At 58.2% G+C, this 23810-nt stretch carries 24 protein-coding genes; 8 read left to right on the forward strand and 16 right to left on the reverse strand.

The genetic code is table 11. The annotated features are described in order from the left end of the window. The first annotated feature begins 156 nt into the window (after positions 1-156). Positions 157-1563, forward strand: a complete 1407-nt coding sequence (gene uxaC, locus ACH2ED_RS21900) for a glucuronate isomerase (protein ID WP_395094861.1) — start codon at positions 157-159, stop codon at positions 1561-1563. A gap of 10 nt (positions 1564-1573) precedes the next feature. Further along, positions 1574-2584 carry an agmatine/peptidylarginine deiminase gene (locus ACH2ED_RS21905; protein ID WP_395094862.1) on the forward strand — a complete coding sequence of 337 codons (1011 nt, stop codon included), beginning with the start codon at positions 1574-1576 and terminating at the stop codon, positions 2582-2584. A gap of 15 nt (positions 2585-2599) precedes the next feature. Here the strand turns inward: ACH2ED_RS21905 and ACH2ED_RS21910 are convergent, their stop codons facing one another. After that, positions 2600-3325 (reverse strand): hypothetical protein, encoded by a 726-nt coding sequence (locus ACH2ED_RS21910; protein WP_395094863.1) that lies wholly within the window; start codon positions 3323-3325, stop codon positions 2600-2602. Positions 3326-3413: 88 nt separating this feature from the next. Between ACH2ED_RS21910 and ACH2ED_RS21915 the strand changes: the two genes are divergently transcribed. The 3 genes from ACH2ED_RS21915 (at position 3414) to ACH2ED_RS21925 (ending at position 6603) form a co-directional block, all read left to right on the forward strand. Further along, positions 3414-5183 (forward strand): PQQ-binding-like beta-propeller repeat protein, encoded by a 1770-nt coding sequence (locus ACH2ED_RS21915; RefSeq protein WP_395094864.1) that lies wholly within the window; start codon positions 3414-3416, stop codon positions 5181-5183. A 64-nt stretch (positions 5184-5247) separates the two neighbouring features. After that, on the forward strand, positions 5248-6378 hold the full coding sequence (gene dprA, locus ACH2ED_RS21920; protein ID WP_395094865.1) for a DNA-processing protein DprA: 1131 nt from the start codon (positions 5248-5250) through the stop codon (positions 6376-6378). 30 nt (positions 6379-6408) lie between these two features. Beyond that, on the forward strand, positions 6409-6603 hold the full coding sequence (locus ACH2ED_RS21925) for a hypothetical protein (RefSeq protein WP_309687845.1): 195 nt from the start codon (positions 6409-6411) through the stop codon (positions 6601-6603). Here ACH2ED_RS21925 and ACH2ED_RS21930 read toward each other — a convergent pair whose 3' ends face one another. The 6 genes from ACH2ED_RS21930 to ACH2ED_RS21955 form a co-directional block, all read right to left on the reverse strand. After that, the gene (locus tag ACH2ED_RS21930) at positions 6604-8142 is read right to left on the reverse strand and encodes an FAD-dependent oxidoreductase (protein WP_395094866.1); all 1539 of its coding nucleotides are present in this window, start codon (positions 8140-8142) and stop codon (positions 6604-6606) included. Positions 8143-8194: 52 nt separating this feature from the next. Further along, positions 8195-9073 (reverse strand): DUF1559 domain-containing protein, encoded by an 879-nt coding sequence (locus ACH2ED_RS21935; RefSeq protein ID WP_395094867.1) that lies wholly within the window; start codon positions 9071-9073, stop codon positions 8195-8197. An 82-nt stretch (positions 9074-9155) separates the two neighbouring features. Next, positions 9156-9980: an MBL fold metallo-hydrolase gene (locus ACH2ED_RS21940; RefSeq protein WP_395094868.1), complete on the reverse strand. Its 825-nt coding sequence runs from the start codon at positions 9978-9980 to the stop codon at positions 9156-9158. Positions 9981-10000: 20 nt separating this feature from the next. Next, the gene (locus ACH2ED_RS21945; RefSeq protein ID WP_395094869.1) at positions 10001-10738 is read right to left on the reverse strand and encodes an FkbM family methyltransferase; all 738 of its coding nucleotides are present in this window, start codon (positions 10736-10738) and stop codon (positions 10001-10003) included. A gap of 34 nt (positions 10739-10772) precedes the next feature. Beyond that, positions 10773-11003, reverse strand: coding sequence for a hypothetical protein (locus ACH2ED_RS21950; RefSeq protein ID WP_395094870.1), 231 nt, complete (start codon positions 11001-11003; stop codon positions 10773-10775). A 325-nt stretch (positions 11004-11328) separates the two neighbouring features. Then, the gene (locus ACH2ED_RS21955; protein WP_395094871.1) at positions 11329-12078 is read right to left on the reverse strand and encodes a hypothetical protein; all 750 of its coding nucleotides are present in this window, start codon (positions 12076-12078) and stop codon (positions 11329-11331) included. A gap of 29 nt (positions 12079-12107) precedes the next feature. On the opposite strand from ACH2ED_RS21955, the gene ACH2ED_RS21960 reads away from it, so the two are divergent. Then, a complete protein-coding gene (locus ACH2ED_RS21960; protein WP_395094872.1) occupies positions 12108-14819 on the forward strand; it encodes a glycoside hydrolase in 2712 nt (903 codons plus the stop codon). Between the two features lie 4 nt (positions 14820-14823). Here ACH2ED_RS21960 and ACH2ED_RS21965 read toward each other — a convergent pair whose 3' ends face one another. The 5 genes from ACH2ED_RS21965 to ACH2ED_RS21985 all read right to left on the reverse strand — a co-directional run bounded on the left by ACH2ED_RS21965 (position 14824) and on the right by ACH2ED_RS21985 (position 18049). Further along, the gene (locus ACH2ED_RS21965; RefSeq protein WP_395094873.1) at positions 14824-15111 is read right to left on the reverse strand and encodes a hypothetical protein; all 288 of its coding nucleotides are present in this window, start codon (positions 15109-15111) and stop codon (positions 14824-14826) included. A 138-nt stretch (positions 15112-15249) separates the two neighbouring features. After that, on the reverse strand, positions 15250-16848 hold the full coding sequence (locus ACH2ED_RS21970) for a pyridoxal phosphate-dependent decarboxylase family protein (protein WP_395094874.1): 1599 nt from the start codon (positions 16846-16848) through the stop codon (positions 15250-15252). Between the two features lie 65 nt (positions 16849-16913). Beyond that, on the reverse strand, positions 16914-17354 hold the full coding sequence (locus ACH2ED_RS21975; RefSeq protein ID WP_395094875.1) for a hypothetical protein: 441 nt from the start codon (positions 17352-17354) through the stop codon (positions 16914-16916). Then, entirely contained in the window at positions 17351-17638 is a 288-nt protein-coding gene (locus ACH2ED_RS21980) for a hypothetical protein (protein WP_395094876.1), read from the reverse strand. Before ACH2ED_RS21980 ends, ACH2ED_RS21975 begins: the two co-directional genes overlap by 4 nt. A 63-nt stretch (positions 17639-17701) precedes the next feature. Further along, entirely contained in the window at positions 17702-18049 is a 348-nt protein-coding gene (locus tag ACH2ED_RS21985) for a hypothetical protein (RefSeq protein WP_395094877.1), read from the reverse strand. A gap of 390 nt (positions 18050-18439) precedes the next feature. Between ACH2ED_RS21985 and tdh the strand changes: the two genes are divergently transcribed. Together tdh and ACH2ED_RS21995 are read left to right on the forward strand one after the other, a co-directional pair. Next, entirely contained in the window at positions 18440-19525 is a 1086-nt protein-coding gene (tdh, locus tag ACH2ED_RS21990; protein ID WP_395094878.1) for an L-threonine 3-dehydrogenase, read from the forward strand. Positions 19526-19635: 110 nt separating this feature from the next. Next, the gene (locus ACH2ED_RS21995; protein ID WP_395094879.1) at positions 19636-19986 is read left to right on the forward strand and encodes a hypothetical protein; all 351 of its coding nucleotides are present in this window, start codon (positions 19636-19638) and stop codon (positions 19984-19986) included. 72 nt (positions 19987-20058) lie between these two features. On the opposite strand, the gene ACH2ED_RS22000 is transcribed toward ACH2ED_RS21995, so the two are convergent. From ACH2ED_RS22000 to ACH2ED_RS22015, 4 genes are read right to left on the reverse strand one after another with little or no spacing between them, the layout of a single operon-like run. After that, on the reverse strand, positions 20059-20955 hold the full coding sequence (locus ACH2ED_RS22000; protein WP_395094880.1) for a phosphoribosylaminoimidazolesuccinocarboxamide synthase: 897 nt from the start codon (positions 20953-20955) through the stop codon (positions 20059-20061). Further along, positions 20952-21449 carry a S26 family signal peptidase gene (locus tag ACH2ED_RS22005; protein ID WP_395094881.1) on the reverse strand — a complete coding sequence of 166 codons (498 nt, stop codon included), beginning with the start codon at positions 21447-21449 and terminating at the stop codon, positions 20952-20954. The genes ACH2ED_RS22000 and ACH2ED_RS22005 overlap by 4 nt, the downstream gene beginning before the upstream one ends. Before the next feature lie 18 nt (positions 21450-21467). Further along, positions 21468-23303 (reverse strand): redoxin family protein, encoded by a 1836-nt coding sequence (locus tag ACH2ED_RS22010; protein WP_395094882.1) that lies wholly within the window; start codon positions 23301-23303, stop codon positions 21468-21470. 51 nt (positions 23304-23354) lie between these two features. Then, entirely contained in the window at positions 23355-23759 is a 405-nt protein-coding gene (locus ACH2ED_RS22015; RefSeq protein WP_395094883.1) for an OsmC family protein, read from the reverse strand. Positions 23760-23810 lie beyond the last annotated feature (51 nt).

The following is a 23810-nucleotide window of genomic DNA, read 5'->3' on the forward strand; positions in this document are numbered from 1 at the left end:
AGTCAGATTCCTATTTTGTCCCCCTTCGCAGGGAGGAACGACCGAGAGCCGGAGGGGGAAGCCGAGGAACGAGGCAGGGGGAGGTTAAAACTGAATGACCGTGGAGGGAGGAGCTGGATTGAAGGAAATGAACCGGTTTGGAGAGAATCTCTGGGTATGTTTCTCCATCCTGATCGCTGTTTTTCGCCGGAGCCCGCCCGCCGTGGGGTCGCCCGGATGCTCTACGCGGCGGTGAAAGACCTGCCACTCGTCTGTCCGCATGGCCACGTGGATCCGGCGCTCTTCTCTGACCCGGATTATCGCTTTGGCAGCCCCACGGAGCTTTTACTCATCCCCGATCACTATGTCTTTCGGATGCTCTACTCCCAGGGCGTCTCGCTGGAGGCGCAGGGAATCCCACGGCGCGACGGCGGCCCGACCGAGAGCGACCACCGGAAGATCTGGCAGGTATTTTGCGAGCATTTCTCTCTCTTTGCAGGAACTCCGAGTGGTCAGTGGCTGACTCAGGAGCTGGTCGAGGTCTTTGAAATAGCGGAGAAGCCCAGCGCCGCCAGCGCCATGCGCCTCTACGACCAGATCGCGGCCAAGCTCGAAATGCCTGACTTTCGGCCCCGTGCGCTCTTTGAGCAGTTTAAGATCGAAGCTCTCTGCACGACAGATGCGGCGAGCGACTTGCTAGACCATCACAAGAGCATCCGTGACTCGGGCTGGACGGGGCGCATTCTGCCGACATTTCGGCCCGATGCTGTTGTGAATCTGGAGGCGCTGGGCTGGCGCGAGAATACCACGGCACTGGAGAGCGCAAGTGGCGTGAGCATCACTGGCTACGCAAGCTTTCTTGAGGCACTTCGCAATCGCCGGGCGTTTTTTGCGAGCCTGGGAGCCACCGCGACCGACCACGCCGCCGTCACTGCGGATACCACGCCGCTCCGTGAGTCAGAAGCCCGCGCGATCTTTGAGAGAGCCCTTCAGGGCAAGAGTGAGCCCGGCGATGCGCCGCGCTTTATGGCGCACATGCTCTTCACGCTTGCCGGAATGAGCGCCGAGGATGGCCTGACGATGCAGCTTCATATCGGGAGCTACCGTAATCACAGCCCCTCGGTCTTTGAAAAATTTGGGGCCGATAAAGGTGCCGATATTCCTGTCGCGGGGGAGTTCACACGTAACTTAGTGCCGCTGCTCAGTGCCTTTGGCAGCGACCCGCGCCTCTCACTGGTTCTGTTCACGCTCGATGAGACACTCTACTCACGAGAGATGGCGCCGCTGACGGGGCACTACCCCGCGCTACGTCTGGGGCCGCCGTGGTGGTTTTTTGATAGCCGCCTCGGGATGCGGCGCTTCCTGGACAGCGTGGTCGAGACCGCGGGCATCTGGAATCTCGCGGGCTTCAACGACGACACCCGCGCGTTTTGCTCCATTCCCGCCCGCCACGATGTCTGGCGGCGCGTGGTGTCTGACTGGCTCGCCGGGCTTATCGTCGAGCATCTCATAGACGAAGAAGAGGCGGTGTCTATGGCAGGAGCACTTTGCTATAATCTCGCTAAGATGGCCTATCGCCTGTAAACTTTGCCCTATGGAATACTGGCGAATGCCCGATGAATCGGAGCCGCATAAGCGAACCTGGATGGCGTTTGGGGCGAGCAAGAAAGTCTGGGGAGGGAAGCTCCTTCCCGAAGTGCAGCGCAACTTAGCGCTGATCGCTCGGACGATTGCAAAGTACGAGCCCGTGACGATGCTGGTGCGCAAAGACGAGCACGCGCCGGCTCAAAAGCTCATTGGCTCCGCGCAAGTGGAGCTGGTCGAGTGCGCACTCGACGATCTCTGGATGCGCGACACTGGCCCCGTTTTTGTGGTCAATAAAGTCGGCGAGATTCGTGGGATTGACTTTAATTTCAATGGCTGGGGCGAGAAGCAAGCCTTCAAGAAAGATGCCGAAGTCGCTGGATTTGTCACTGAGCACGCGAATGTCCACGCTCTGGAAACGGAGCTGATTCTGGAGGGCGGCGGCATCGAAGTGGATGGGCACGGTACTGCGATTATCTCCGAGAGCTGCGTACTTAATGCTAACCGTAATCCCGGTGTCTCGAAATCCAAGTGCGAAATCGAGCTGAAGCGCCTGCTGGGCCTAGACAAGATTATCTGGATTCCCGGCATTAAAAACAAAGACATCACCGACGGTCACACGGACTTCTATGCACGTTTTGCCAGCCCCGGTGTTGTTTTGGCGGGCTATGACCCCGACCTTGAGTCGTATGATCATGCCGTGACAAAGAAAAACCTGAGTGTTTTGCGCAGCGCCAAAGATGCCAAGGAGCACAAGCTAAAAGTTATCACGCTGGAAGGGCCAGAGAAAGTTCGTAAAGCCTACGAAAACGATGAGTTCGCCGCGGGCTACATTGGATTCTATGTCTGCAACGGCGCTGTGATCTCCCCGGAGTTTGGCGATAACAAGGCGGACAAAGCCGCGAAAGCTGCGCTCAAGAGCGCATTCCCCGGACGCGAAATTATCCAGCTCAACGTGGACGCGATTGCAGCCGGAGGTGGGAGCATCCACTGCACGACCCAGCAAGAGCCCAAGGTCTAATGGCGTATGTTTTCTTTATTTTAGGGGGATCGCGACTCCGCGAATGGGGACGGCGAAAGTAACATTCTCACCGCCGCCTAACATCTGGCGGCGCTGCTCTGGTGTCATGTATTGCATCATCTGGCCGAACTGCTGCATGAGTTTCATGCGCGCTGTTGGATCCATGTTGGTGAAATTCCCCAGAATCTGAGAGAAGTCTGTCTGCCCATTGGCTCCTGTGATACCGTCGGCGGAGCGGCGGTTGTTGGGGTTAAACAGCACATAAACCGGCTTGAGACCCAGTGTCGTGACGACGGGAGAGGCTCTCTCCTGGGAGAGCTTCTGACCCAGCACCTCGACGATTCCCGGCTCGCTGGGCTTCTCTGAGGAGCGGCCAAACATGCGGGTCTGGATATCCAGAAACGCGGCCACATCATCGCCCCGGTAGAAGCGCGTGCTGGCAGGGAGCATGGCTTTCTTCCAGACAGTGCCTGGTGGGAGCGATTTTACCACTTTGTCCAGAAGCGTTTCGAGGTTCTGAGGGGTGGCGCTCTCACGTGGGTAGTCGGCCTGGGCACCCGCAAGTGACGACTCCGCGACCACGGGAATCCCCGAGTTTTTGGTAAGCGTTTGGAGCACGGTCTCCAAGGGACGGGGGCGTGTGAGGCGCTGTTCGGGGGCAAGACGCTCATCCTGGGCGCGTACGGGAGCACCAATGGCGGCTATCACTGCTGCCAGAGCAAGAAAAGTTATTGTCTTCATGGGCTGATTATATCGCAATTCGTTTGACAGAAAGTAAACACACCGCTATAATTAGCTGACATCTCTAGGCCGTGTCGAAGGATAAACCATGCGAATTTCTCGTCGCACTCAACGTGCCCGCGTCGGCGCAGCCGCCGCGCTGGCGCTGACCTCTGGAATTGCCGCGCTCGGAGCGGCGGCGGCGGACTGGCCCCAGCTACGTGGCGACACGCAGCGAACGGGCATCGCCGCTGAGGCGATCAAGCCACCGCTCTCGGTACTCTGGCGTTTTACTGGGGGAGTTCAGAACAATAACATTACGTCTCCTGTGATCATCGGTAATACCGTCTACTTCAGTACCCGCGCCAGCAATCAGCAGGGCGGGATTCTCTACGCACTGGACACCAAGACCGGTGAACGCAAGTGGTCCTACCCTCAGGACACCAACGGACTGGCGGGGGGAAAGTACTTTACGACCACTGTCACTCATGATAATGGCAAGCTCTACGTCGGCTCCTCAGGTGGGACGCTCTATATACTGGACGCCAAGACCGGTGCGGAGGTCGGTGGCCCGTTCCAGCTAGGCCGTCGCATTGAGTCTGCTCCGATTATCGAGAACGGGACACTCTACTTTGGGTCTAATGATGGCATGTTCTACGCCCTCGATGCCCAGACCGGCGAGAAGCGCTGGAGCCAAATGGACACCCGCAACCGCCGCAGTGTGGGCTACGCCTACGCGGCTGGGGAGGGAATCAGCTCCGCGCCTCTGCTCGCAGGCGACATGATGCTCTTCCAGACGACGGACAACCAGATTCACGGGATCAAGCAAGCCACTGGAAATTTCCGCTGGAAAACCCGCTTGCCTTACACGTTTCTGCCGCACGGAATGACCTTCGCTGGCAACAGTATCTTCGTCGCGACCGGGCCCGCACTGTACTCCGTCCTCCCCGCTTCGGGCTCTGTCCGGTGGTACCGCAACCTGCCTAACGATATCTTGGCAGCCCCCGCACTCTCAGAGGGAATCGCCTATGTGGGATGCAAAGACGCAAATGGGGACGGTGGCCTGCTCTACGCTCTCAAAGATAACGGGCGTGAGCACTGGAAAAAACCGGTGAAACTTCCCTATGCACCGGCAGGTGCCCCGATTGTCTCGGGTGAGGTAATCTATGTCCCTGGTCAGCGGGGGACGCTCATGGGGATTGATAAAGCGGAGGGTGGCTTGCTCTGGGCGTATCAGCTCCAGCCCGTTACCAGTCGGCCCAATACCACACCCACTTTGGAAACCATTGTCGCGGCTCCCCTGGCTCTCTCTGGCGGGACACTCTATGCACTTTCTAGCGATGGCACCCTGACCGCGTTTCGTGCCGATGCGCCGGACACGACCGGCCCTCTTTTTACCGGGCACTATCCCAAAGCCGGTAGTGCACTGAACGGTAAACCTCCGTTTCTTGTTGCCGCCAAGGTGAAAGATTTTGGCAGTGGGCTGAACAGTGAGAGCGTGTCGGTGGCTCTGGATGGCAAAGAAGTGACTGCGACTTATAGTCTTAAGAGTGGGCTGTTATCTTACAAAACACAATCTAGTGGCCGCCTGGTTGATCCCCCGCTTGCTAATGGACGGCACGTGGTGACGATGCGCGCTAAAGACTGGCGCGGTAATGAGACCGTGGAGACCTGGTCGTTCGTGGTAGATAATAGCCTACCGGAGCGTGTGGGGCTTCCTGACCTGGCTGCTCCCCCGCGCACGGGAGCAGGAGCGGGAACTGGCATAGGCGGTGGAGCTGGTGCGGGCGGTGTTGGGCGCGGTGGTGGTGGCAGCTCGCGTGGTGGTGGCAGCTCGCGCGGTGGTGGTGGCGGCTCACGCCCGGGCGGCGGCGGCTAGCTCCCTTCCCATTCTATCCCGCGGGCGAGAGCACTAGCTTTCGCCCGCTTCGTTATTCAATAAGATGCCTATTTCCGCTGAGAGTGCTGTATTTCTTGCGTGCCATCGTCTTACCGAGGCGATGCTTCCCCCTCACCGTCTCCGGCTGCTGCTGGAGGCATCAGGCGGCGATCCCGAAGCTGCCCTGGGCCAGACCCTGGGGCTGACGCCCGCTCAGCAGAGCCGGTTGGAGCGGGCTGCCCGGGCGGTTGTTCCCACAAGCCTCCTGGATCAGGCGCAGACCCTAGGTATCCAGGCGTTTCTAACAACCGATCTGGACTATCCTGCAGAGCTGCGGCACTTCGACGATTCTCCTGCCATACTTTTTGTTCGGGGGCACCTGCCCTCCACTCCGGGCCTGGCGATTGTTGGCTCTCGGCGGGCAACTCCCTATGGCAAGACGCAGGCAGTGCGCTTTGCGCACGCTTTTGCGGAAGCGGGTTTCAGTGTGGTCTCTGGTGGAGCCGCTGGGGTGGACACGGCGGCCCACCGGGGAGCACTGGAGGCCGGAGGTGCAACCGTTGCCGTGGTAGCATGTGGCCTAGACTATGTCTACCCCGCCGAGAACCGCTCCCTCTTTGAGCAGATTGTCGCAAAGGGGGGCGCTCTTGTCAGTGAGTTCCCGATCGGTACCAAACCCGAGCCCTGGCGCTTTCCCGCACGCAACCGGATTATCGCCGCACTCTCGCAAGCAACTCTGGTGATAGAATCTCCTGAGCAGTCTGGCGCACTGATCACGGCGCGCAATGCCGCCGAGTACGGGCGCGATGTCTGGGTGGTACCTGGGCCGGTGGATACAGGGCGCTCGCGCGGTGGGCACAAGCTCGTGCAAGACGGTGCATCGCTGGCGGACTGTCCCGAGGATATTTTAGAAGTTCTGGCCGTCAGCCCGCAGCGAGTGAACTCAATATTGCCAGTGAACTTAACGCTGCTGCTGGAGGTCGAAGAAAATATACCGGAGCCTAAAAAGCCTCTGCCCGAGCTTCCACCCGACGAGGCGGTACTGTTCGAACAGCTTTCAGGTACGCCGGTCAGCCTAGATGATGCCGCTGAGGCAGCGGCACTGGCCCCCGCGCAAGCGATGGTGGCCGCAACAATGCTGGAGATGAAGGGCCTGATTCAGCGTCAGCCCGGAAACCAGTTTAGACGATCCTAAGTCGTTTATGGGATCCTAGGAGGGAATACGATGGCAGCAAGTAAGAAAAAACCGGCACTCTCGCCGGCAGCAGCAAAGATTCTGGAGCAGTACCGCAGTGCGGGGCAGCCCAAGCCCGGTGCCGCGTCTAACGCAAACGGCGAGGAAGGGAGCTCCGCCAAACCCACTCCCTCGGCACCACCCGCCGCCGCCCGGCTTCCCAAGGCCTCCGGACGCGGAAAATAATCAGGCACGCCAGGCCAGCACCTGCTTGGCCTGGCGCAAAGCCGATTCCAGGAGGGCATAGGGGAGCTCCTGAACGGAGGCGAATCCTCCCTCAATGAAGAGCCAAGCCGCGAGCGCCGATGATTGCCCCAGAATCATGAAAACCGGTTCCATACGGATTGAGCCGTAGGCGATGTGACTGGAGGCAAGACACACGGGCACAAAAAGATTCCTGCACTCGCGCTCACGGGGAACAATCGAGCGGTATGAGATGGCGTACGGGGGAGTGCTGGTCTGAACATCACCCTCGTTTTTCACAAAGCCCTCCACGATTATGCGGTTGCAGTTGTGAGAATCCATATTGTAGCTCCCCAGCCCCACGGAGTCCTCCACCTTGAGCTTGCCCTTGCAGTGTTTCTCGGTCATCACGGTGTCCGTGACCATGCGGCGGGCCTCACGGATATAGAGCTGCCAGGGCCAGCCGCCGGTTTCGACAAACTCGTCGCGGCATAGCCCCCACTCACTCCAGCGCTCGCGTAGGGGGGCAGGGACGGTTGGCTCATTGCCCATGTACCACATGAGACCCTGCTGGTAGTGCACGTGCGCTTGGAAGATCTTCTCGCGCTCGGCATAGCTCGCCTCCGGGTACTTGTGGTTGGCTCCAATAAAGTCCGTTGAGAAGCCCCCGTGGTTGTTTTTGTCGAACTTGCCTTTTTGGAGGGGATCGAACTTATTAAAGAACTCGTCGGCACCCGCCTTGATGTAGCGTCTGAGCAGCTCGTAGTTGCTGGAGTCGTAGCCATCGGGCTTGAGGTAGAGAACTTTGTTGGCCGGAGTTTTTGTCAGGCAGAGGCGAAAACAGTACGCTTGGACGCTCTTATCGCCACTGCCTGCGGGGAGTGTGTGGTTCTGAATTCCAGGTAGCAGGCCACTCTTCGGGTCGCCTTCGATCACATACGGTGAGACGGGTTTTAGAAATTGGTGCTTGTCTCGGATCTGTACCCCGTTGAGAGTCTCGCCATAGATTTTGTTACTCTCCCGGCCCACAGTGTAGCTCACGCCTGCCTTGGCCATTAAGTCACCCTCGTAGGTAGCATCAATGAATGCCGCTGCCTCAACCGTGAGGCCCTCTTCGGTGGTGAGTGAGATAATCCGCCCTCGGCTTTTTTTTACCGACGCCAGAAACTGCCCAAAGTAGGGCACGACCCGCACCTCGGCAAGCATCTCACGGAGCACCTCCTCGGCGACATGCGGCTCGAAGTTCCATTCCTCTGCCTTGCCGTACTTTGTCCCGATCCGGGCATACACTTCCCGTGACAGCCCGCCAATCGCCTCCTTGCGCCCGGTATCCGTGAACGAGAGCCCTCCTGTAGTCAAACCACCGAGATGGCGCTCGGGCACGATGAGCAGGACATGCAGCCCTAGCCGAGCCGCCTGCACCGCCGCGCTCACACCGCTCGCCGTACCGCCATAGACACAAAGATCCGCGTAGCGTGTGTGGGGCTTTTGTGTGCCTGTAGGGGGTTTCCAATAGAAAAGGGACGTCATGTCATTTGTCATAACGTCCCCAGTGTACCTGTAATTTCTCCCACTATGGGGGCTAGAGGTTAGATTAGAACGCCGCGTTGAGCTGCCGTCCGTTATCCGCACAAACACCCGTTGCGGCGGAACAGCCCGTGAGCTCGTCAGTGAACTTCTGATCCACGTTGGTTAAAGTGCCTGCCGCAACTCCCGCAATCACATCGGCTCCGAACTCCTTGAACGTGATGGCAGTCTTCTTCTTGAACTTCGCATGGCCATCACAGTAGAGCAGGTTCGCGCCGCCCGTGCTACCGCCCGCATGCTGCACATCGTAGAAGGGGTGATTGAACTGGTAGTAGCGATTGGTCTGCCCTGTCACAAGGCAGGGACGCACCTGGCCAACACGGGTCTTGAACTTGTACTCCTGAGCGAAGATAATGTCCGCAGGAGCATCAATAGCGGCGATGGATTTGGTCGAAACGATCCCATTAAGGAAGTAGCTACCATTGCCGCCACCTGCCACATTGGTCTCCGCATAGGCGCTGCCCGCGCTGAAGCTGGAACGTGGGGTTGTGTTGGGGCAGAGGTAGACCTGAAGGTTCTTGATATAGGGCTGGATATCACGCTGCCAGTTGCGGACGACAGTCGAACCAACAGGAATCTCAGGAGTCATAAAACCCAGAGGGTTAGTGGTTCCAGCGGCGTTGGTCAGTCCTGCATCGCCCTGGTTATTATGTGGAGCACCAATATGGTTGCCGGGCAGGACTTCATCATAATCCTGGGTGTACATCATGAGGCCAACGCCGATCTGCTTCGCGTTGGAGAGGCAGGCGGTCTGTCGGGCCTTTTCACGGGCCTGTGCGAAGACGGGAAAGAGAATCGCGGCGAGAATCGCGATAATGGCGATGACAACTAATAGCTCAATTAACGTAAAGCCCACTGTACGGGAGAAACCACGTTGGTTTTTCAATAGAGTTCAGCCTCCAAAACAAAGATAAACCCGATTATACAACAGATGACTCTGTTAGTCAACCGGTTTATTTTTTAATGTCTTAGGCTCGAACCACAATGCCATCGTAGGCGACGGCGATTCCGTGCGGCAGAAATGCCTCGACCAACTCCTCGTGCATCAGGCCGCCGTTGTGTGAAAAGTGCGTGGCGATAAGCTTGGTCTTAGCCGTTACCGCTTCACAGTCGCGCAGGGCCTGCGCCATCTGGACGACGCCGTCCACGCCCATGTGGCCCTTGTTGCTGCTCTTTGCCCCGCCGTAGGTACAGTCAAAGACCGCGATATCCAGTGCCGCCCCCTCCGCTAGCGCCACCAGCGTCGCCTCGGGGTAGAGTCCGGAGTCGTGGCCGTAGAAGAGTGACTTGCCATTGCTGCGGGTGATGCGCAGGACAAACGCGCCTGGTGCATGGTCCGCGGGCAGCGGCAGGATCATATCACCCATCGGCGTAGTGACCGGAACCAGTGCCTCCAGCGCCGGGCGCAGATCCAGATTCGCCTTTGTGGGGTTGGGGAAAACCGAGTGCAGCATCTCCATCACCTGCGCATTGCCAAAGACCGCGATCGGCTGCGCGGGCGGTGTGTTGGTGAATGGTCCGGAGGCCCACTCCAGCTCGGTAGGGACAATATGATCCGAGTGCTGGTGGGTGAAGACAATCGCACGCACCTGAGTCAGATCACGCCCGGTACGTAGCATCTGCATCACAGTGTCGGCGGAAAAGTCAATCTTGAGGTCATTGCCCACCAGTGCCCCCGAGCGTGCGCGGAGATTGGGGCCACCTCGGCGACGGGCTTCCTGGCAAGCGGGGCAGCGGCAAAACGGAGCGGGCCAGCCCTCGGCGGCGGCGGTTCCAAAAATAGTCAGTTCCATAGAGAAATTGTAGCAGACTTTTAGACCGGAGCTCGTCGGAAGAGCAGCTTGTCACCGTGTTTCTGCCTCGGGAAGCCAACCGAATCAAACACCTCACAAAGTACATTACGAGCCGCTACACTGTGTGGTTTGATGAGAGCCACCTGAATTGCTTTGAGCCAGGTAGCAGACTGGGCAAATACAAGTTCCTCCGCCCCCATAATATCCACTTTAAGGAAATCAACTCGCTCTACGGCAAACTGCTCCAGAAGCTCAGGCATCGTCCAGCCACGAATGCTCTCACTACCCGCCTTCTCGTGCATCTGATAGGCCCAGGAGCAGTCCTCCCGGTTCGCAATTGACAGAGTGACGGGGAGTGGCCAGAGTGCTCCGGCAATCAGGGTAATATTGGGGTACGGCGCAACATTTTCACAGGCGATTTGATAGTTTTCCGGAGCGGGTTCTAGTGCAATAATTTGTGCTTCGGGATAGAGATTGGCATAGAGCACGGCTGCATAACCAACATTTGCTCCCACATCAAAAATCAGCTGAGGTGCCTCAGACAGAGTAACCACGTTGTGCTTTTCAAATAAAACCTCAACGAGTGCAAGACGATCCACTCGGTTCGCACGACAGAGAACCGGATGCTTAAGCCCTGGAATTGTCAGGGATAACATTCCCTGACCCTTACGTTCTGCAAGCTGCAGTTGTAGACCTTGATACCAGCCCATCCCTCGGCAGTAGCGATAAAATGTTTGAAGTCCTTCTAAAATGGCCATTGAGGGAAGTTGCTAGCATAAACTATGCCGTCTACTACCCAGGGGAACCGTTTTTGTTTTTAGGAGACAAGAATTGCCAGTCCTTGGCCCCAAAGATTTTGACGAAGGATTTCATCAAGGTAATGCGTTCATCAGAGTTGGTATTACCCTTACCTTGCTTCTCTAAACTGAACCAAGTCAGAGGGAATCCGATGTAGCCCTCGACTATGCAGAGCATGAGAATATTGAGGTGTACAATGCCCCATTTCCAGTTCGTTCGATCCATTGCCAGATTCCATGAAGGCAGAACGTTGCATAATCGGGCTAGCATTCTTGCCAGGCTTTCTTCATCTGGCTCAAAGAATCTGATAAATCGTTGGAGCCGTTTTATAATAGTCCTATAAAATCGGACAGTCAAAGGGGCTCTTTTAACAATACCTTCGCCAAAAGGGCAGGCATCGGTGATGGGCAGAAGGTAGAATTCCAACTTATCGGAAGATGGCTGCCTGGAATCCTAAAAATCTACTGGCAATTCTTGCCTCCTGAAAACAAATGCGGTTCCCCTGGGGTACCCTCTGGGCGTTGCGGCAAAGGGAACTTCTCTGAGTAGCTCACGGGAGGCGGTAGTGCTTGCCGGTGTGGGCGACCATCAACTTGCTGGTCTTCTGGCTCCAGCCAATGTAAAGCACGGACGATGGAGTCGGGGGGGCGTGCCAGCCATCAGGGAGGCTCTCCGGCAGGGCGGCAACGGTGCGTAGCTGCCCGCCTTTCGTGTCGCTGACCCAGACTTCTAGCAATCGGTGTGGTGGGAAGCGCTCGGCCAGCCCGGGGGCAATCCGGCGCAGCAGGGCAATTCCCGGGCGCTCGTAGCGACTGGTAAAGTACCAGGCAATCTGCTGACTGTCCGGCGAGAGCACCGCGTCTTCGAGGGTTTGAACTGTCTTGGGGAGAAGCAATGTCGTGGACTGACTCGGCGACAGGTGCTCCCCGATTCCGGTGCTGCTCAGCGTGATTTTACCGTCGCGGGGCCGAGGGCTGGGGAAGCTGATCTCCGCAACCACTGCCCGAAAGTCCGACGTGATGCCCAGCAGACGACCGATTGGTTTATGAAAGTGTGTGGCAACATTCTCTGGGGGGCGTGTGAGCCGAAGCACGCCGTCGGCTTCTCGCTGGAGTGTGCGCTCTGAGTTATCCGGGAGCGGGTAGGTATCGCTGGAGTAGAGCCAGGGAGCGTCTGTTTCACACTGCACCAAATCTCCCGGAATCCGCGCGACCTCATGATCGGTACGCAGAGCGAGCGCACTGGCGATTAAGGCCAGAAGACTCACGAGCACGAGAAAGCGACGGTTACGGCGCAACATGGTCTATTTTACCGGTAAAATGACAAGATGTGGATCGTCGAAGTTTTCTGCAGACAACGGCCCTGGGAGTGTGGGCAATGAGTGAGCCGGACGAGGCGCTGGCAAGTGGCTGGGAGCTACGCCGCGACGGTGCGAAAGAGTGGCGAGCCGCCACCGTCCCCGGCTGCTGGGAGCGCGACGGCATCCCCGGTGCGCTCTGTGGCCCGGTCTGGTACCGAACTAAATCCCCCTTCGCGAAGCCGGAGGGGGTGGCGCGGAGCGGCGGGGGAGGTAGCGTGAAGGGGGAGAGGCTGTTCTGGGAGCTGGATGCCGTCTCCTACCACTGCGAGGGCTTCGCCGATGGGGTGAAGATCGGGGAGCACACAGGGCTTTGGGATGCGTTTGCCTGGGAGCTTCCCGTGAACGCAAGAGAGCTGACTCTCAAAGTGGAGAAGCCCGGCAGCGAGCGCTTTCCCGTCAAACAAACTCTTGCTGGGTTTCTGCCCTACGTTTGGGGAACCTGGGGCGGCCCGTGGCAAGCTGTCCGAGTGCGCACTACCGGCCCCGTTCGGATCACCTCCGTGTTTGCAAGAGGAGCAGCGGACGGACGACTACATGGCGATGTGGAGCTGAATGTGGCTTCGGGAGCGGAGGTTGTGCTGGAGCTGCGGCTGAGCACAGACGACGGCGCGGTGGTTGCGGGTCGTCAGATGGGCGTTCCACAATCGGGGAAAGCCTCGTTTGATCTGCAGGTTGCCCGGCCAGAACTCTGGAACCCGGAGACACCGCACTGCTACACACTCACGCTCACTGCCTTAGTGAGCGGCGTGCTCTCGGATCAGCAGGCACGAACCGTGGGCTTTCGCAAGCTTCAAGTAGAGGGCGAGCGGATTCTTCTCAACGACCAGCCAATCTACTTCCGCGCACCCCTCTCCTGGGGCTGGTACGAGAGCACGATGGCCCCGAACCCATCGCTTTCGGTCTTTGAGCAGGAACTGAAGCGTGTCAAATCTCTGGGCTTCAATGGGATGAAGCTCTGTCTTTGGATTCCGCCGCGTGTCTACTTTGAGCTTGCCGACCGGCTGGGCATGTTGCTCTGGGTGGAACTACCGCTGTGGCTCCCCGAGAAAAGCGATTTTTTCACCAAGCAAACCCCACAGGAGTACGCACGCATCATTCGGCAGATTGGCGATCATCCGTCTATTCTTCTCTGGACACTGGGCTGTGAGATTGGGGAGGGCATGGACGCGAGTTTTCTAGGCAAGCTCTACGCGGAGCTGAAAAAACAGACCGGCTCGCCGCTGATTAGAGATAATTCGGGCTCGGCGGAGTGCTACGGTGGCCCGCTTCCCGAGCACGCCGACTACGGGGACTTTCATCTCTACTGTGATCTGCCCTTCGCCCGCCCGACGTTTGACGCCTTCGCCCCGCGCTGGCGCGAGCGCCAGCCCTTTCTCTTTGGCGAGTTCAACGACCAGGACGCGCTCCGGGATCTGCCCGCAATTCTCAAACGCCAGAAAACCCCGCCGTGGTGGACACTCGCCGACCCACAGACGAACCCGAAGGGCGTGCGCTGGGAGGTCGGTGTTACGGAACAACTAAAAACGCTGGAGGGGAGTGGCCTACTCCCGCGACTCGCGGAGCTAAAAGCATCGAGTGCGAAGCAAGCACTTCTTGCGCGCAAGCACACCCTGGAACTCACCCGCTCCTACCCGTTTACATCGGGCTATGTTGTCACCGGCCTCACCGACACGCCCATCTCCACCGCCGGACTCTTCGATGATCTTGGGGCGCTACGCTACGACCCGTCTGCGTTTAACGCCGACACGGTGCTCTTTATCGAGCCGGATCGGCGGCGCACCTGGACGGCAGGCGGGGATCGGCCTTCGTGGCTAGACCGCTGGGGCGTGAAGGAGGGGGAAAGTGTTCGCCGCCATGTGGGCATCTCGCATTTTGGCAAGCATCTCGGCCCCGGTGCGCTGCTGCGCTGGAGCGTTAGCACGGGCCAGAGCGGTGAGCTCGCTCTGGGGCCACTGGAACCCGGCGAGGTGAAAGAACTCGGACTGATCGAGTTTATTGCTCCTGCACAACCGCAGAAGCTCACGCTCTCGGTGGAGCTCACGGCAGCGGGGAAGACACTCTCCAAAAACTCCTGGCCGCTCTGGGTATTTGTGGCACCCCGCACAGGGGGCGCTGTCAGCCTCTACGACCCAGCGAACTTGCTAGCAGGGTTTGAGGAGGCAACGGGCTGGAAGATGATTGCACTTACCCAGGGGCCACTGGGATTAGGAGGGCCAGGAGTCATCATCGCCACGGCCTGGAGCCCGGAGCTACTGGCCTTTACACGCAACGGCGGGCGGGTGCTCTACCTTCAGCCCTCCGCCTTTGGGGGACTGCCCGCTGCCGAGCTGCCGTTCTTTCGGGAAGCCATGCGGCTCTTCGAGGATCACCCGAGCTGGGGAAACTTCCCCCATGAGAAGTCCACAGACTTCCTTCTTTACGGCCTCGCCAGCGACTGCGCTTTCGAGCCTGAGGCCATGCAGCAAGTTCTCGGAGTACCTCTCACGCCCATTCTAACCCGTGTAGATGCGCGTAGCTCGCTACTCCATGCCTATGTGTGTGAGGCGCAGGTCGGAGCGGGAAGGCTTCTGCTCACGACTCTGCGCCCCTACGGTGGTTTGGGGGATCAGCCCTCAGGCCTGAAGCGTGCGATTTGCGGGGTAGGTCTATTACACGCCTGGCTAGAGTGGCTGATCCGGTGACGGGTTACATTTTTTTCTTGTCGCCCGACATTTTGTTCCCGCTAGACATCTTTGCCTTCATTGCCGCGTGCATCTTTTTACATGCCGTACACTCGGTGGGCTTACCCACTTTTTTGGTTAGCTTGGCACACTCGGCGCACTGCATCTTGCCGGCCATCTTGTCCATCTTGCCGGTCATTTTCTTCTCGCCGCCCATTTTATCCATCTTGCCCATCTTGTCTTGAGCAAAGCCAGGGGTCAGCATCGTTCCCGCGATCAAGGCCGCAGTGGCCAGGGTGAGTAGTTGTTTCATCGTTGTTTCTTGTCTCCTAAAGAGTTCGGGGATATCCCGTCTGCTCAATCAACAACTGAGGGCAACAAAAAGTTCAATGACGCAAAAATCGCCCTGTATGAGTCGCCCCGTTCATCGGGGCGATAGATCGGGGCAAATCTAAAGCTCCTCGATGCTTGCAATCACGCGGTCCACGATCTCCGGGCCAGTGCGTGGGTTGAAAAAGACGGCTTTCCAGGCGGGAAGTGAACGGCCACTGGGGCAGTAGCCGATGCTTGTCGTGAACGAGAGGCGGGCATCTAAACGCGGGTCTTTGGTGCGATCTCGTTTTTCATAAAGACGGCGTACTTCGGCGGTGTAGCGTACAAACTCTTCGTCGGTGAGCTGGCCCGCCTCCAGTTTTGCGAAAATTTCATGAGCGTTGCGGCCCTTGGGGAGCACCCACCACGCCACCGACGGCCCAATCGTGTCCTGGTTCAGCACATGACAGTACTCTAGCGCCGAGAGCTTATTCTTGAGCCGCTGGGCTTGCTCCAAGGCATGTGCCACTAAAACTTGCCAGCCGGTGAGGCCAATCCCATTGAGCGAAGCCATCACGGTGTAGGGGCCGAGCGCGGGGCGAGAGCACTCAAGCGTGAAGAGCGCCGGATCGCGGCGGCCATCGGCCTCGGAGAAGTAGGGCATCTGCTCCACACTGCGTGAGAGGTAGCGCAGATCCGAGCGCTGGTTCACGAGAAACGCGCTACCTGGATAGTGCCCCCAGCCCATCTTATGAAAGTCTATGGTAATACTATCTGCGACTCGCAGGCCGTGAGCGCAGGTCTTGGCACGCGCAATGATCGGTAGAAGTGTCTCAGGGAAGTCGAGGGGGTTTTTCTCTAAGTCGTACTCGCTGAAGAAGCACAAGACCCAGCCCACGGCACCGTCCACGTGAACCTGCGGACGCGGCTGGCCAAATTTCTGTGCCTGTGTCTCTGTGATGCGGCGAATCTCCGCGACATCGTCCACGCCAAACGTATCCGTGGTGCCAAAAGTCGCGACCACGTAGGCAACTTTTACGCCGTCGGTGTAGAGCGCTTCGAGTTTTTCCTCTAGTAAGTCAAGGCGCATGGCCAAGCTCGCATCCGTCGGGATAGAGTGGAGCTGCGCCGTGCCCATCCCGAGCCAGCCGGCCACACTCTGGTTGGAGTAGTGGCTGGCCTCACTGACGATCCCCGCTATTTTTGCGCCCTGAAGCCCGTGGTGCATCGCGCCGGGCAGCACTTTCTCAATGCCAATCTTCGCGCCGTAGAGATTCGAGATCGTCCCACCCATCGTAAAGACGCCCCAGGGATCGTCGGTGTGATAAAAGAGTAAGTTCGCCAGTGCCGTCACCGCTTTTACTTCCAGCTCATTGGAGCGCTGGCTGTAAGTGTCGGTGCAGAGATTGGGGTTCTTGAGGAGGCACGCCAGTGCCCCGATCAGCGACGCGTTACTGGCGGGGCCTTTCACGTTCTCCAGATGCAGCGGCGACGACCAGCTATCGGTGCCCCAAAAATACGGAAAGATCGCATCGCGCGCATCTTTTAAGTTCCCCGGCAGCACATGAATCTCGGGATTCACCGATGCCGTCTCGTAGTTCTGGGACATGGGCGACGAGGGCAGGTGCTGGCCCTCGGCCTCCAGCGCTGACAGCAGTTCTTGAAATATCTGAGTGATCGCCTCGGGCTGCGACGTGAAAAATGTCTCGATAAGATGCCGGTACTGCGGTGTGTCCATAATGAGGTTATTCTACCGCTACCTAGCAGTCCGGCTTGGCTTGGGGGGGCTAGAGTGGGCTTTATCTACCCCGTCTCCTGTGGGGAATCATCTTGCTCCTGGTTTAACTCAAGTGCCTCTATCTGATCCCAGGGAAGAGAAGATGCCGCATGGAAGATATGAAGCAGTTCTAAGGTTTCAGGCTGCTTGTCTCTGTCGGCATCGTGGAGGGCGTAGAAGACGCGCCATGTGCTCGCATTGCTTCGGCGTGCTGGTTTCTTTGCGCTGGTGTAGAAACGCTCCTGGAAGACCGGACGCACCATACCCATGCTGGCTTTTTCGTCAAGCAGTGGTGGGCGAGCTGAAGTGATCTTAGCAGGCAGCTCCTCACAGAGCTGAGTAAGCAGAGCCTCTAGACGACGGGTAAAGCGCACTTCTGAGCGCGTGTCAAGGCTGGCAAGCCAGCGCCTAGCAGAACGGATCTCTGCCAGAGCATCTGGTGCGATCATCAGAGTGAGAGGCTTCACAAAGCAGGGATTTCTTCCACTGGTCTGCGTAGTTCCGCTAGGAAGTCTGCCCCCGAAATCCCCTTGCCTGCGTCCATGTCTTCCAACGCCCTCTTGAGAGCATCCGGTTCTGGATACTTGAGAATGTCTGGGATGGTAGAGAGGTCTTCTTTCCAGTCTTCGTCATCTTTCTCTTCTGCGCCGTCGAGAAGATCATCTATCAGATCGTCAAGAGGCATCCCGCGCTTTTGGGCAAAGCGAAGCAGACGCGCCCCGGTCTCTGGTTTTTCAAGTGTCAATGTCATGGTGTGCCTTATTTCCTGTCACAAAACCGCTTCTCGGGCTTCTTGTCGTTTTACTTCAGCGATTCATTTTACTTCAGCGATCACGCGGGCATCGCGCTCTTTCGCGGCTCGCCGTTTGGCTTTTATGGTCTCATGCTCGGCTTTAATCTGTTTCTCTGTTAAACCCAACCCGCAGCTCATCATAAGCTCCGCTTCAAGATTATGTGAGGGAAGTGTTCCTAAGATGCGATAGAGGAAAACATCATGACTAAATTCGTCTCCCTGCTTAGGCAGTGGCACCTGCAAGCGTCTGAATTCTTTCTCCGATAATGCTACGTGATACCCTCGCGGTGGTGTGACGATCAAGCTCGCGCAACCTACCGAGGTCGCAATGCGCAAAAGCGTCAGGATAATTTTTTGGGGTAGGTTCATTACTTTTTCTTGAGTGCCTCACCAAGAAGTTTAACGCTTGCACTTGATCCGAATGTCCCACGGTGACAGTGGCTTCTTGGACGCAGGGGTCGGGCAGACAGAGGGTAATTCTGGGAGCGTCAAGTGATCTGGAATAGATCCTCCACCAGAGCGATGGATAGTGTATCTATGTTGTCCTGGAACCTGGTAGGGTGAGGCCATCCGGCTCCCCAAGCAAAGCGCAGATGCTATGCCTACAGAGGCCGCGATACCCAGGGTCGCAAAAATGATTTTCTTTGATCGGGTCATGGTGTCAAGGTATTCTAGCGTCCTCAGGGAAATAATACAAATCACCCTTCAGGAGCAGGGCGATGGCAGGATAGGTGCCCTGTGTAGTAAAATTAGGACTGTATGAAAGCAATTGTTAAGTCCCTCGCCGGGGAGGGAGCCATGCTACAAGACGTCCCTACCCTCACGACCGCGCCGTTCGGTCATGTCCTGATCAAAGTGCAGTCCGTTGCCATCTGTGGCACGGACTTTCATGTTTATAGCTGGGATGCCTGGGCCGCTGGGCGCGTCAAGCCGCCGGTCATCATGGGCCATGAGTTCTCGGGGACGGTGGTCGAAGTGGGGGAGGGCGTGACGAGCCTCAAAGTCGGGGATTTTGTCTCTGGCGAGTCGCATAAAATCTGTGGCCACTGCCTCCAGTGCCGCACGGGCCAAGGCCATGTCTGCCGTAATACCCAGATCTTCGGGGTGGACACCGACGGCTGCTTCCGCGAGTTCTTCGCCGTCCCTGAGGCCAGTGTGATTAAGAACGACCCGCGCATCCCACCGCATATCGCCTGCCTGCAAGATCCTCTCGGAAACGCGGTTCACGCCGCGATGCAGGGTGAGCTGGCGGGGCGCAGTGTGGCCGTGCTGGGCTGTGGCCCCATCGGGCTGTTTGGCGTGGCGGTCTGCCGGGCACTGGGCGCGGGCGTGGTCTTTGCGTCCGATACCTCGCGCTACCGTCTGGAGCTTGCCGAAAAAGTGGGGGCGGATCACCTGTTCCAGATCCCCGGCGATGACATCGAAGCCGCCGTCTTAGACACCACCGATGGCCAGGGAGTGGACGTGGTTTTAGAGATGAGCGGCGCGCCTCCCGCCATCCAGCAGGCCATGCGCCTCGCCCGCCCCGGTGGCCGCGTCTCGCTCATGGGTATTCCCTCGCGCCCCGTTGAGCTGCGCATCTCCGAGGACATTATCTTCAAGGGCCTGACGCTCCACGGCGTCGTCGGGCGGCGCCTCTACGACACCTGGATTACGATGCAGAGCCTGCTCGCCAACAACCGCATTAACATCGAGCCGATTCTCACGCACCACCTGCCATTCGCGGACTTCGAGCACGGGATGGATCTGATGCGCTCCGGCCAGTGCGGCAAAGTCGTGCTGGACATGGGCACCGTTGGCCACTCGAACCCACCCGGCCACTCGAACCCACCCGGCCACTCGTAAAACTCGCGTCCACCCTCCCTTGCTGCAAGGGAGGGTTGGCACAGTGAGGAACGAACGGAGCCGGGGTGGGTTCTGGAACGGGTGGGAAGACGTTTGCGGTATCATAAAGCATGTTGCGCAACATCCCGACTCTCTGGCTCAATGTCCTCTCTGGCATCGGTGTCTTTCTCTGCGCGGGAGCACTCTTCCAAGGCTACCAGACAAACCGTCGTGCCCGCTACGAACAGCAGCGCCAGATCGGAATGCGCCAGGTCGTCGCTAATGCCCAGCCGGTGATCGCCGCGATCCGTGCCTACGAAAAGCAGCATAAAAAGCCCCTTGCGAAGCTAGAGGAGCTAGAGGAAGAAAAGAAAACACTCCCCACGCCAGGCCCCATGGCAGAGTCTGGCCACTGGGACTACGGTATCGAAGAGGGCGGCAAATATTGGACATTGGCAATCGCCTTACAAGTTCCCCCCTAACCCCCGCCCGGCGGGGGAACAACAAGGAATCCGATTCCTCTCATCTCCCCCGTTGGACGGGGGCTGGGGGGGCTACTCGGTGAGCCGTCGCCAGGCTTCTTCGTACTTTTCGGCGGTCTTGGCGATGATGGCCTCGGGCAGATCGGGCGGCGGGGCTTGCTTGTTCCAGCCGGGGACGGACTCTAGAAAGTCGCGCAGGAACTGTTTATCGAAGCTGGGCTGTGCACCGCCCGGCTGGTAGGTGTCGGCGGGCCAGAAGCGCGACGAGTCCGGAGTGAGGGCTTCGTCAATTAGAATCACCTCGTTGTTTTCGTTGAGCCCGAACTCGAACTTGGTGTCTGCCAGAATGATCCCGCGCTTTTCGGCGTGGGCGAGGGCGAAGCTGTAGAGCCCCTGCGCGGCGTTTACCACGACGTCGTAGTGTTCGCCGAGAAGTGCCTTGGCCTCACTGGGAGTCATTGGCTCGTCGTGGCCCGCGTCGGCCTTGGTGCTGGGCGTGAAGATCGGGGCGGGCAGCCGGTCGGACTCGACTAAGCCTGCCGGTAGCGGGTTGCCCCAGAGATTGGGGCCGTCGGTCTTGTATGCTTTCCAGCCCGAGCCGGAGAGATAGCCCCGAATCACGGCCTCGATTTTGAGAGGGTGTGTGCGTTTGCAGAGCATCGCCCGGCCCGTGAGCGTCTCGTCCCAGACACCCCCGACAGCGGTAAGCGCGGCGGCGATCTCCGTGTCGTCGGCAGTGATCAAGTGATTGGCAATCACCTCTTGTGTGATCCCAAACCAAAACACTGAGAGCTGTGTGAGAATGCGTCCCTTACCCGGAATGCCTTGGGCCATCACCACATCAAAGGCCGAGATCCGATCCGAAGCCACCAGCAGGAGCCTGTCCTCGCCCACGGCATAGAGATCGCGCACTTTCCCCTGCCCGAGCTTCGTCAGACCCAAAATATTCGTTGTTAAAACTGCGCTCAACGCCAAACCTTTCCAATAATCTCAGACTCAAAGACCGCGCCGAAGTCGCGGGAGTCGGTGGAGTTGTTGATGTTATCGCCTAGGATGTAGATGCCACTACGGGCGTTGCCTGAAAACCTCTCTCGGCTGAAGAGGGCTGCGGTTGGGTAGGTGCCGGTGGGCGTTTTCACGATCTCCGGCCAAGGGCGGGTACCGGCGTCATTCTGGATGAAGATAACCCGCTTGACGATCTCTTCGTCCCGGTTTTTCTGGCCCGCTTTCACTCCAACCACGACAATATCGCCTGCTTTGAGCGGTGAGAAGAGCTTCCATGCCTTGAGAATGGTCAGGCGCTGACCGGGCTTGAGTGTGGGGAGCATGGACTGCCCGACCACAATGGCCCGACCAAAGGTGAAAAATCCCCCCACAGCCAGGAGCAGTAAGGGGATGAGAATGAGACGCTCAATGAGCTTGATACGTTCGAGGCGCTGTTTAGGGGTTTCATCATCAGGCATGCGTGGCCTTACTATACCCTACTGCTGATTCCGTCTTCGCCCCCCGAAGCCTCCTAGCAGGTTCTGCATCCGGAGCTGTTCTGTCTTATTACCCTCGGAGACAACATCAATGAAGCCGATCATCATCTCCTCAAAAGTCTGTATGCCCCAGGTGACGGTCTTGGTGGGATCGGGGTTGTGTGGGTTCTTGGTGGAGTTGTCGTACCATGCCTCAATAAGGATTTTCGTGCCCGCAGGAACTTTCTTGGGCTCTTTGAGCATGTAGCGCGTCTGCCAGTTGAAGTCGTATTTAGGCACCGAGAGCAGTGTCTCCTCTTTGCCATCCGGGTAGGCCGCGCTCATTCGAAATGCCTTGCCGCGAACATGCATGTGCGGCGAGTAGGAGTAGATCGTGGAGCTAACCGGAACCGTGAAGCTCCGTGACGACTTATAACTCTCCGCGCCTGGGGGAATGCGTAGATTTAGGCTAAGAATCCCAATGGTGTCCACGATCTCTTTGGGGGGCTCTTTGGAGAAGATAAGTCCGAGCTCGCTCAGGTCTTTCTGCTCCGTGCCATTGGGCGTGTAGTGCACCTGGAACATCAGATCCGTGTTTTTGGGGATCTTCTTAGCGATGCCTGCGGGGAAGACCATAGGGCTCTCGCCCGGGACATACTCCGCGACAAAACCATCCAGGCCGTTGGGAACACCGCCTCTTTTATCGTCCAAGAACACCAGAACATGGTGCACCGCACTTCGAGCACCGGGCTTGACTTCGGCGGCCTGGATCCACTTATCCTCCGTGAAGCCTGTCGGGACGCGGAACCACTGGTAGGGCAGGACACCCGTTGCCTGAATGGTGTAGGGCTTGTCCATCTTGAGCACCCTATCGGGTTTGCCGATATTCCAGTCCGATGCGAATGTCTTAGGTGCGGGAAGCTTTTTAGGATCGCCCTCTGGGGTGCCTTGCTTTACCCAGGCCAGCACGGTGGCCTTCTCTTTGGCACTGAGGCTGCGGTCGTTGACGAAGTTACCGTGGCGCGGGTCGGCGTGCCATGGGGGCATGCGGCTGTTGGTCACCGTCTCCCCAATCATCGCGCTCCAGCGCTTGGCGTTGGCGTAGCTCTGAAGCGGGAACGGCCCCACTTGTCCGGGGCGGTGGCAGCTCTCACACTTCTCCTGAAGGATCGGGGCGACATGCTCGGCGTAGCTCACTTTCCCCACGTCGGGAAGCGTCAGTGCCGCAATAGCCTCAGGCTCCGCATCAGCGGCTGGCTCCGGCAGGTTGCGATCCAGCAGACAGCCTGGAACGGCGCTACTGGCGGTCGTCACGGGCTTACTGGCCAGGATCGCATCAAGGGCATCGGTGAGGTAGTGCTTGCTCGCATTGGGCTTGCGGCTCCCCAGTCCGTACTGATCGTCTACGCTGCCACGATAACGAAGAGTGGCTTTATCATCCACGATAAGCGCTTCGCACGTCCGGGTTACCTTTGCAAAGTCCGCGAACTTCTGCTGACGGTCGGCAATAATTGGGAAATTCACCCCAGCTGCTTTGGCCGCCGCCAGAGTCTGGGCAGTGGTCTCGCTGCCGTTGGGGTTGATGCCAACAAACGCCACCCCTTTGGCTTCGTACTTCTTAGCCAGAGTTGCCAGCTTGGGCAAGGAGAGCTTGGCAATAGGGCAGTCCGCTCCGAGAAAGTAAAAAACGACCGCCTTTTTTCCGGCAAGTCCATAGAAGTGAAACTCTTTGCCCTCCAGCGTGGTCGTGCGGAAGTCAGGCAGGCGCGTGCCCACGAGAGGGGCTTCCGCCTTGTGCGGTAAGGCAAGAGCAGCGGCAACCAGAACCGAGGGGACTGTCAAGGCAAGGGGGAGCATTTTCATCATAATTCCTAGAGACAACTCAGAGTGCGTTTTGGTTCACAGATTTTACACGTATTGATAAATTATCGGTGCGTCAATCTCGGGGTGGAGGCTAGCATGCACGGGGCAGCTATGGCCGATCACCTCCAAACGGGCGCGTAGCGCTTCGGGCACACCGGCGGCAGGCACAGTAATCGTCACAGAGAGCCGTCCGATACGTCGGGGAGGCGTGCTCATCTCTTTGTCCACCGTGGCGCGCATCCCGCTCAGGTTCAGCTGATGGCGCTCGCCCCACATCCCAATCGTGGTGAGGATGCAAGAGGCCAGCCCCGCCGCAATTAAATCCGTGGGAGAGAACGCCGATGCGTCCCCACCGAGGTCTTTGGGGGCATCGGTGTTGAGAGTCATGCCTTCCTGATGTGTTAGGTGGCACTTCTTATTGCCTTCGTAGCGAACCGAAAGAGAGACCATGTCATTATTGTACTTCAAATCTGCCGAATCGCTGAGCCAAGGGAGACGTAT

The organism is Armatimonas sp., from assembly GCF_043757465.1.
Lineage (GTDB): Bacteria > Armatimonadota > Armatimonadia > Armatimonadales > Armatimonadaceae > Armatimonas.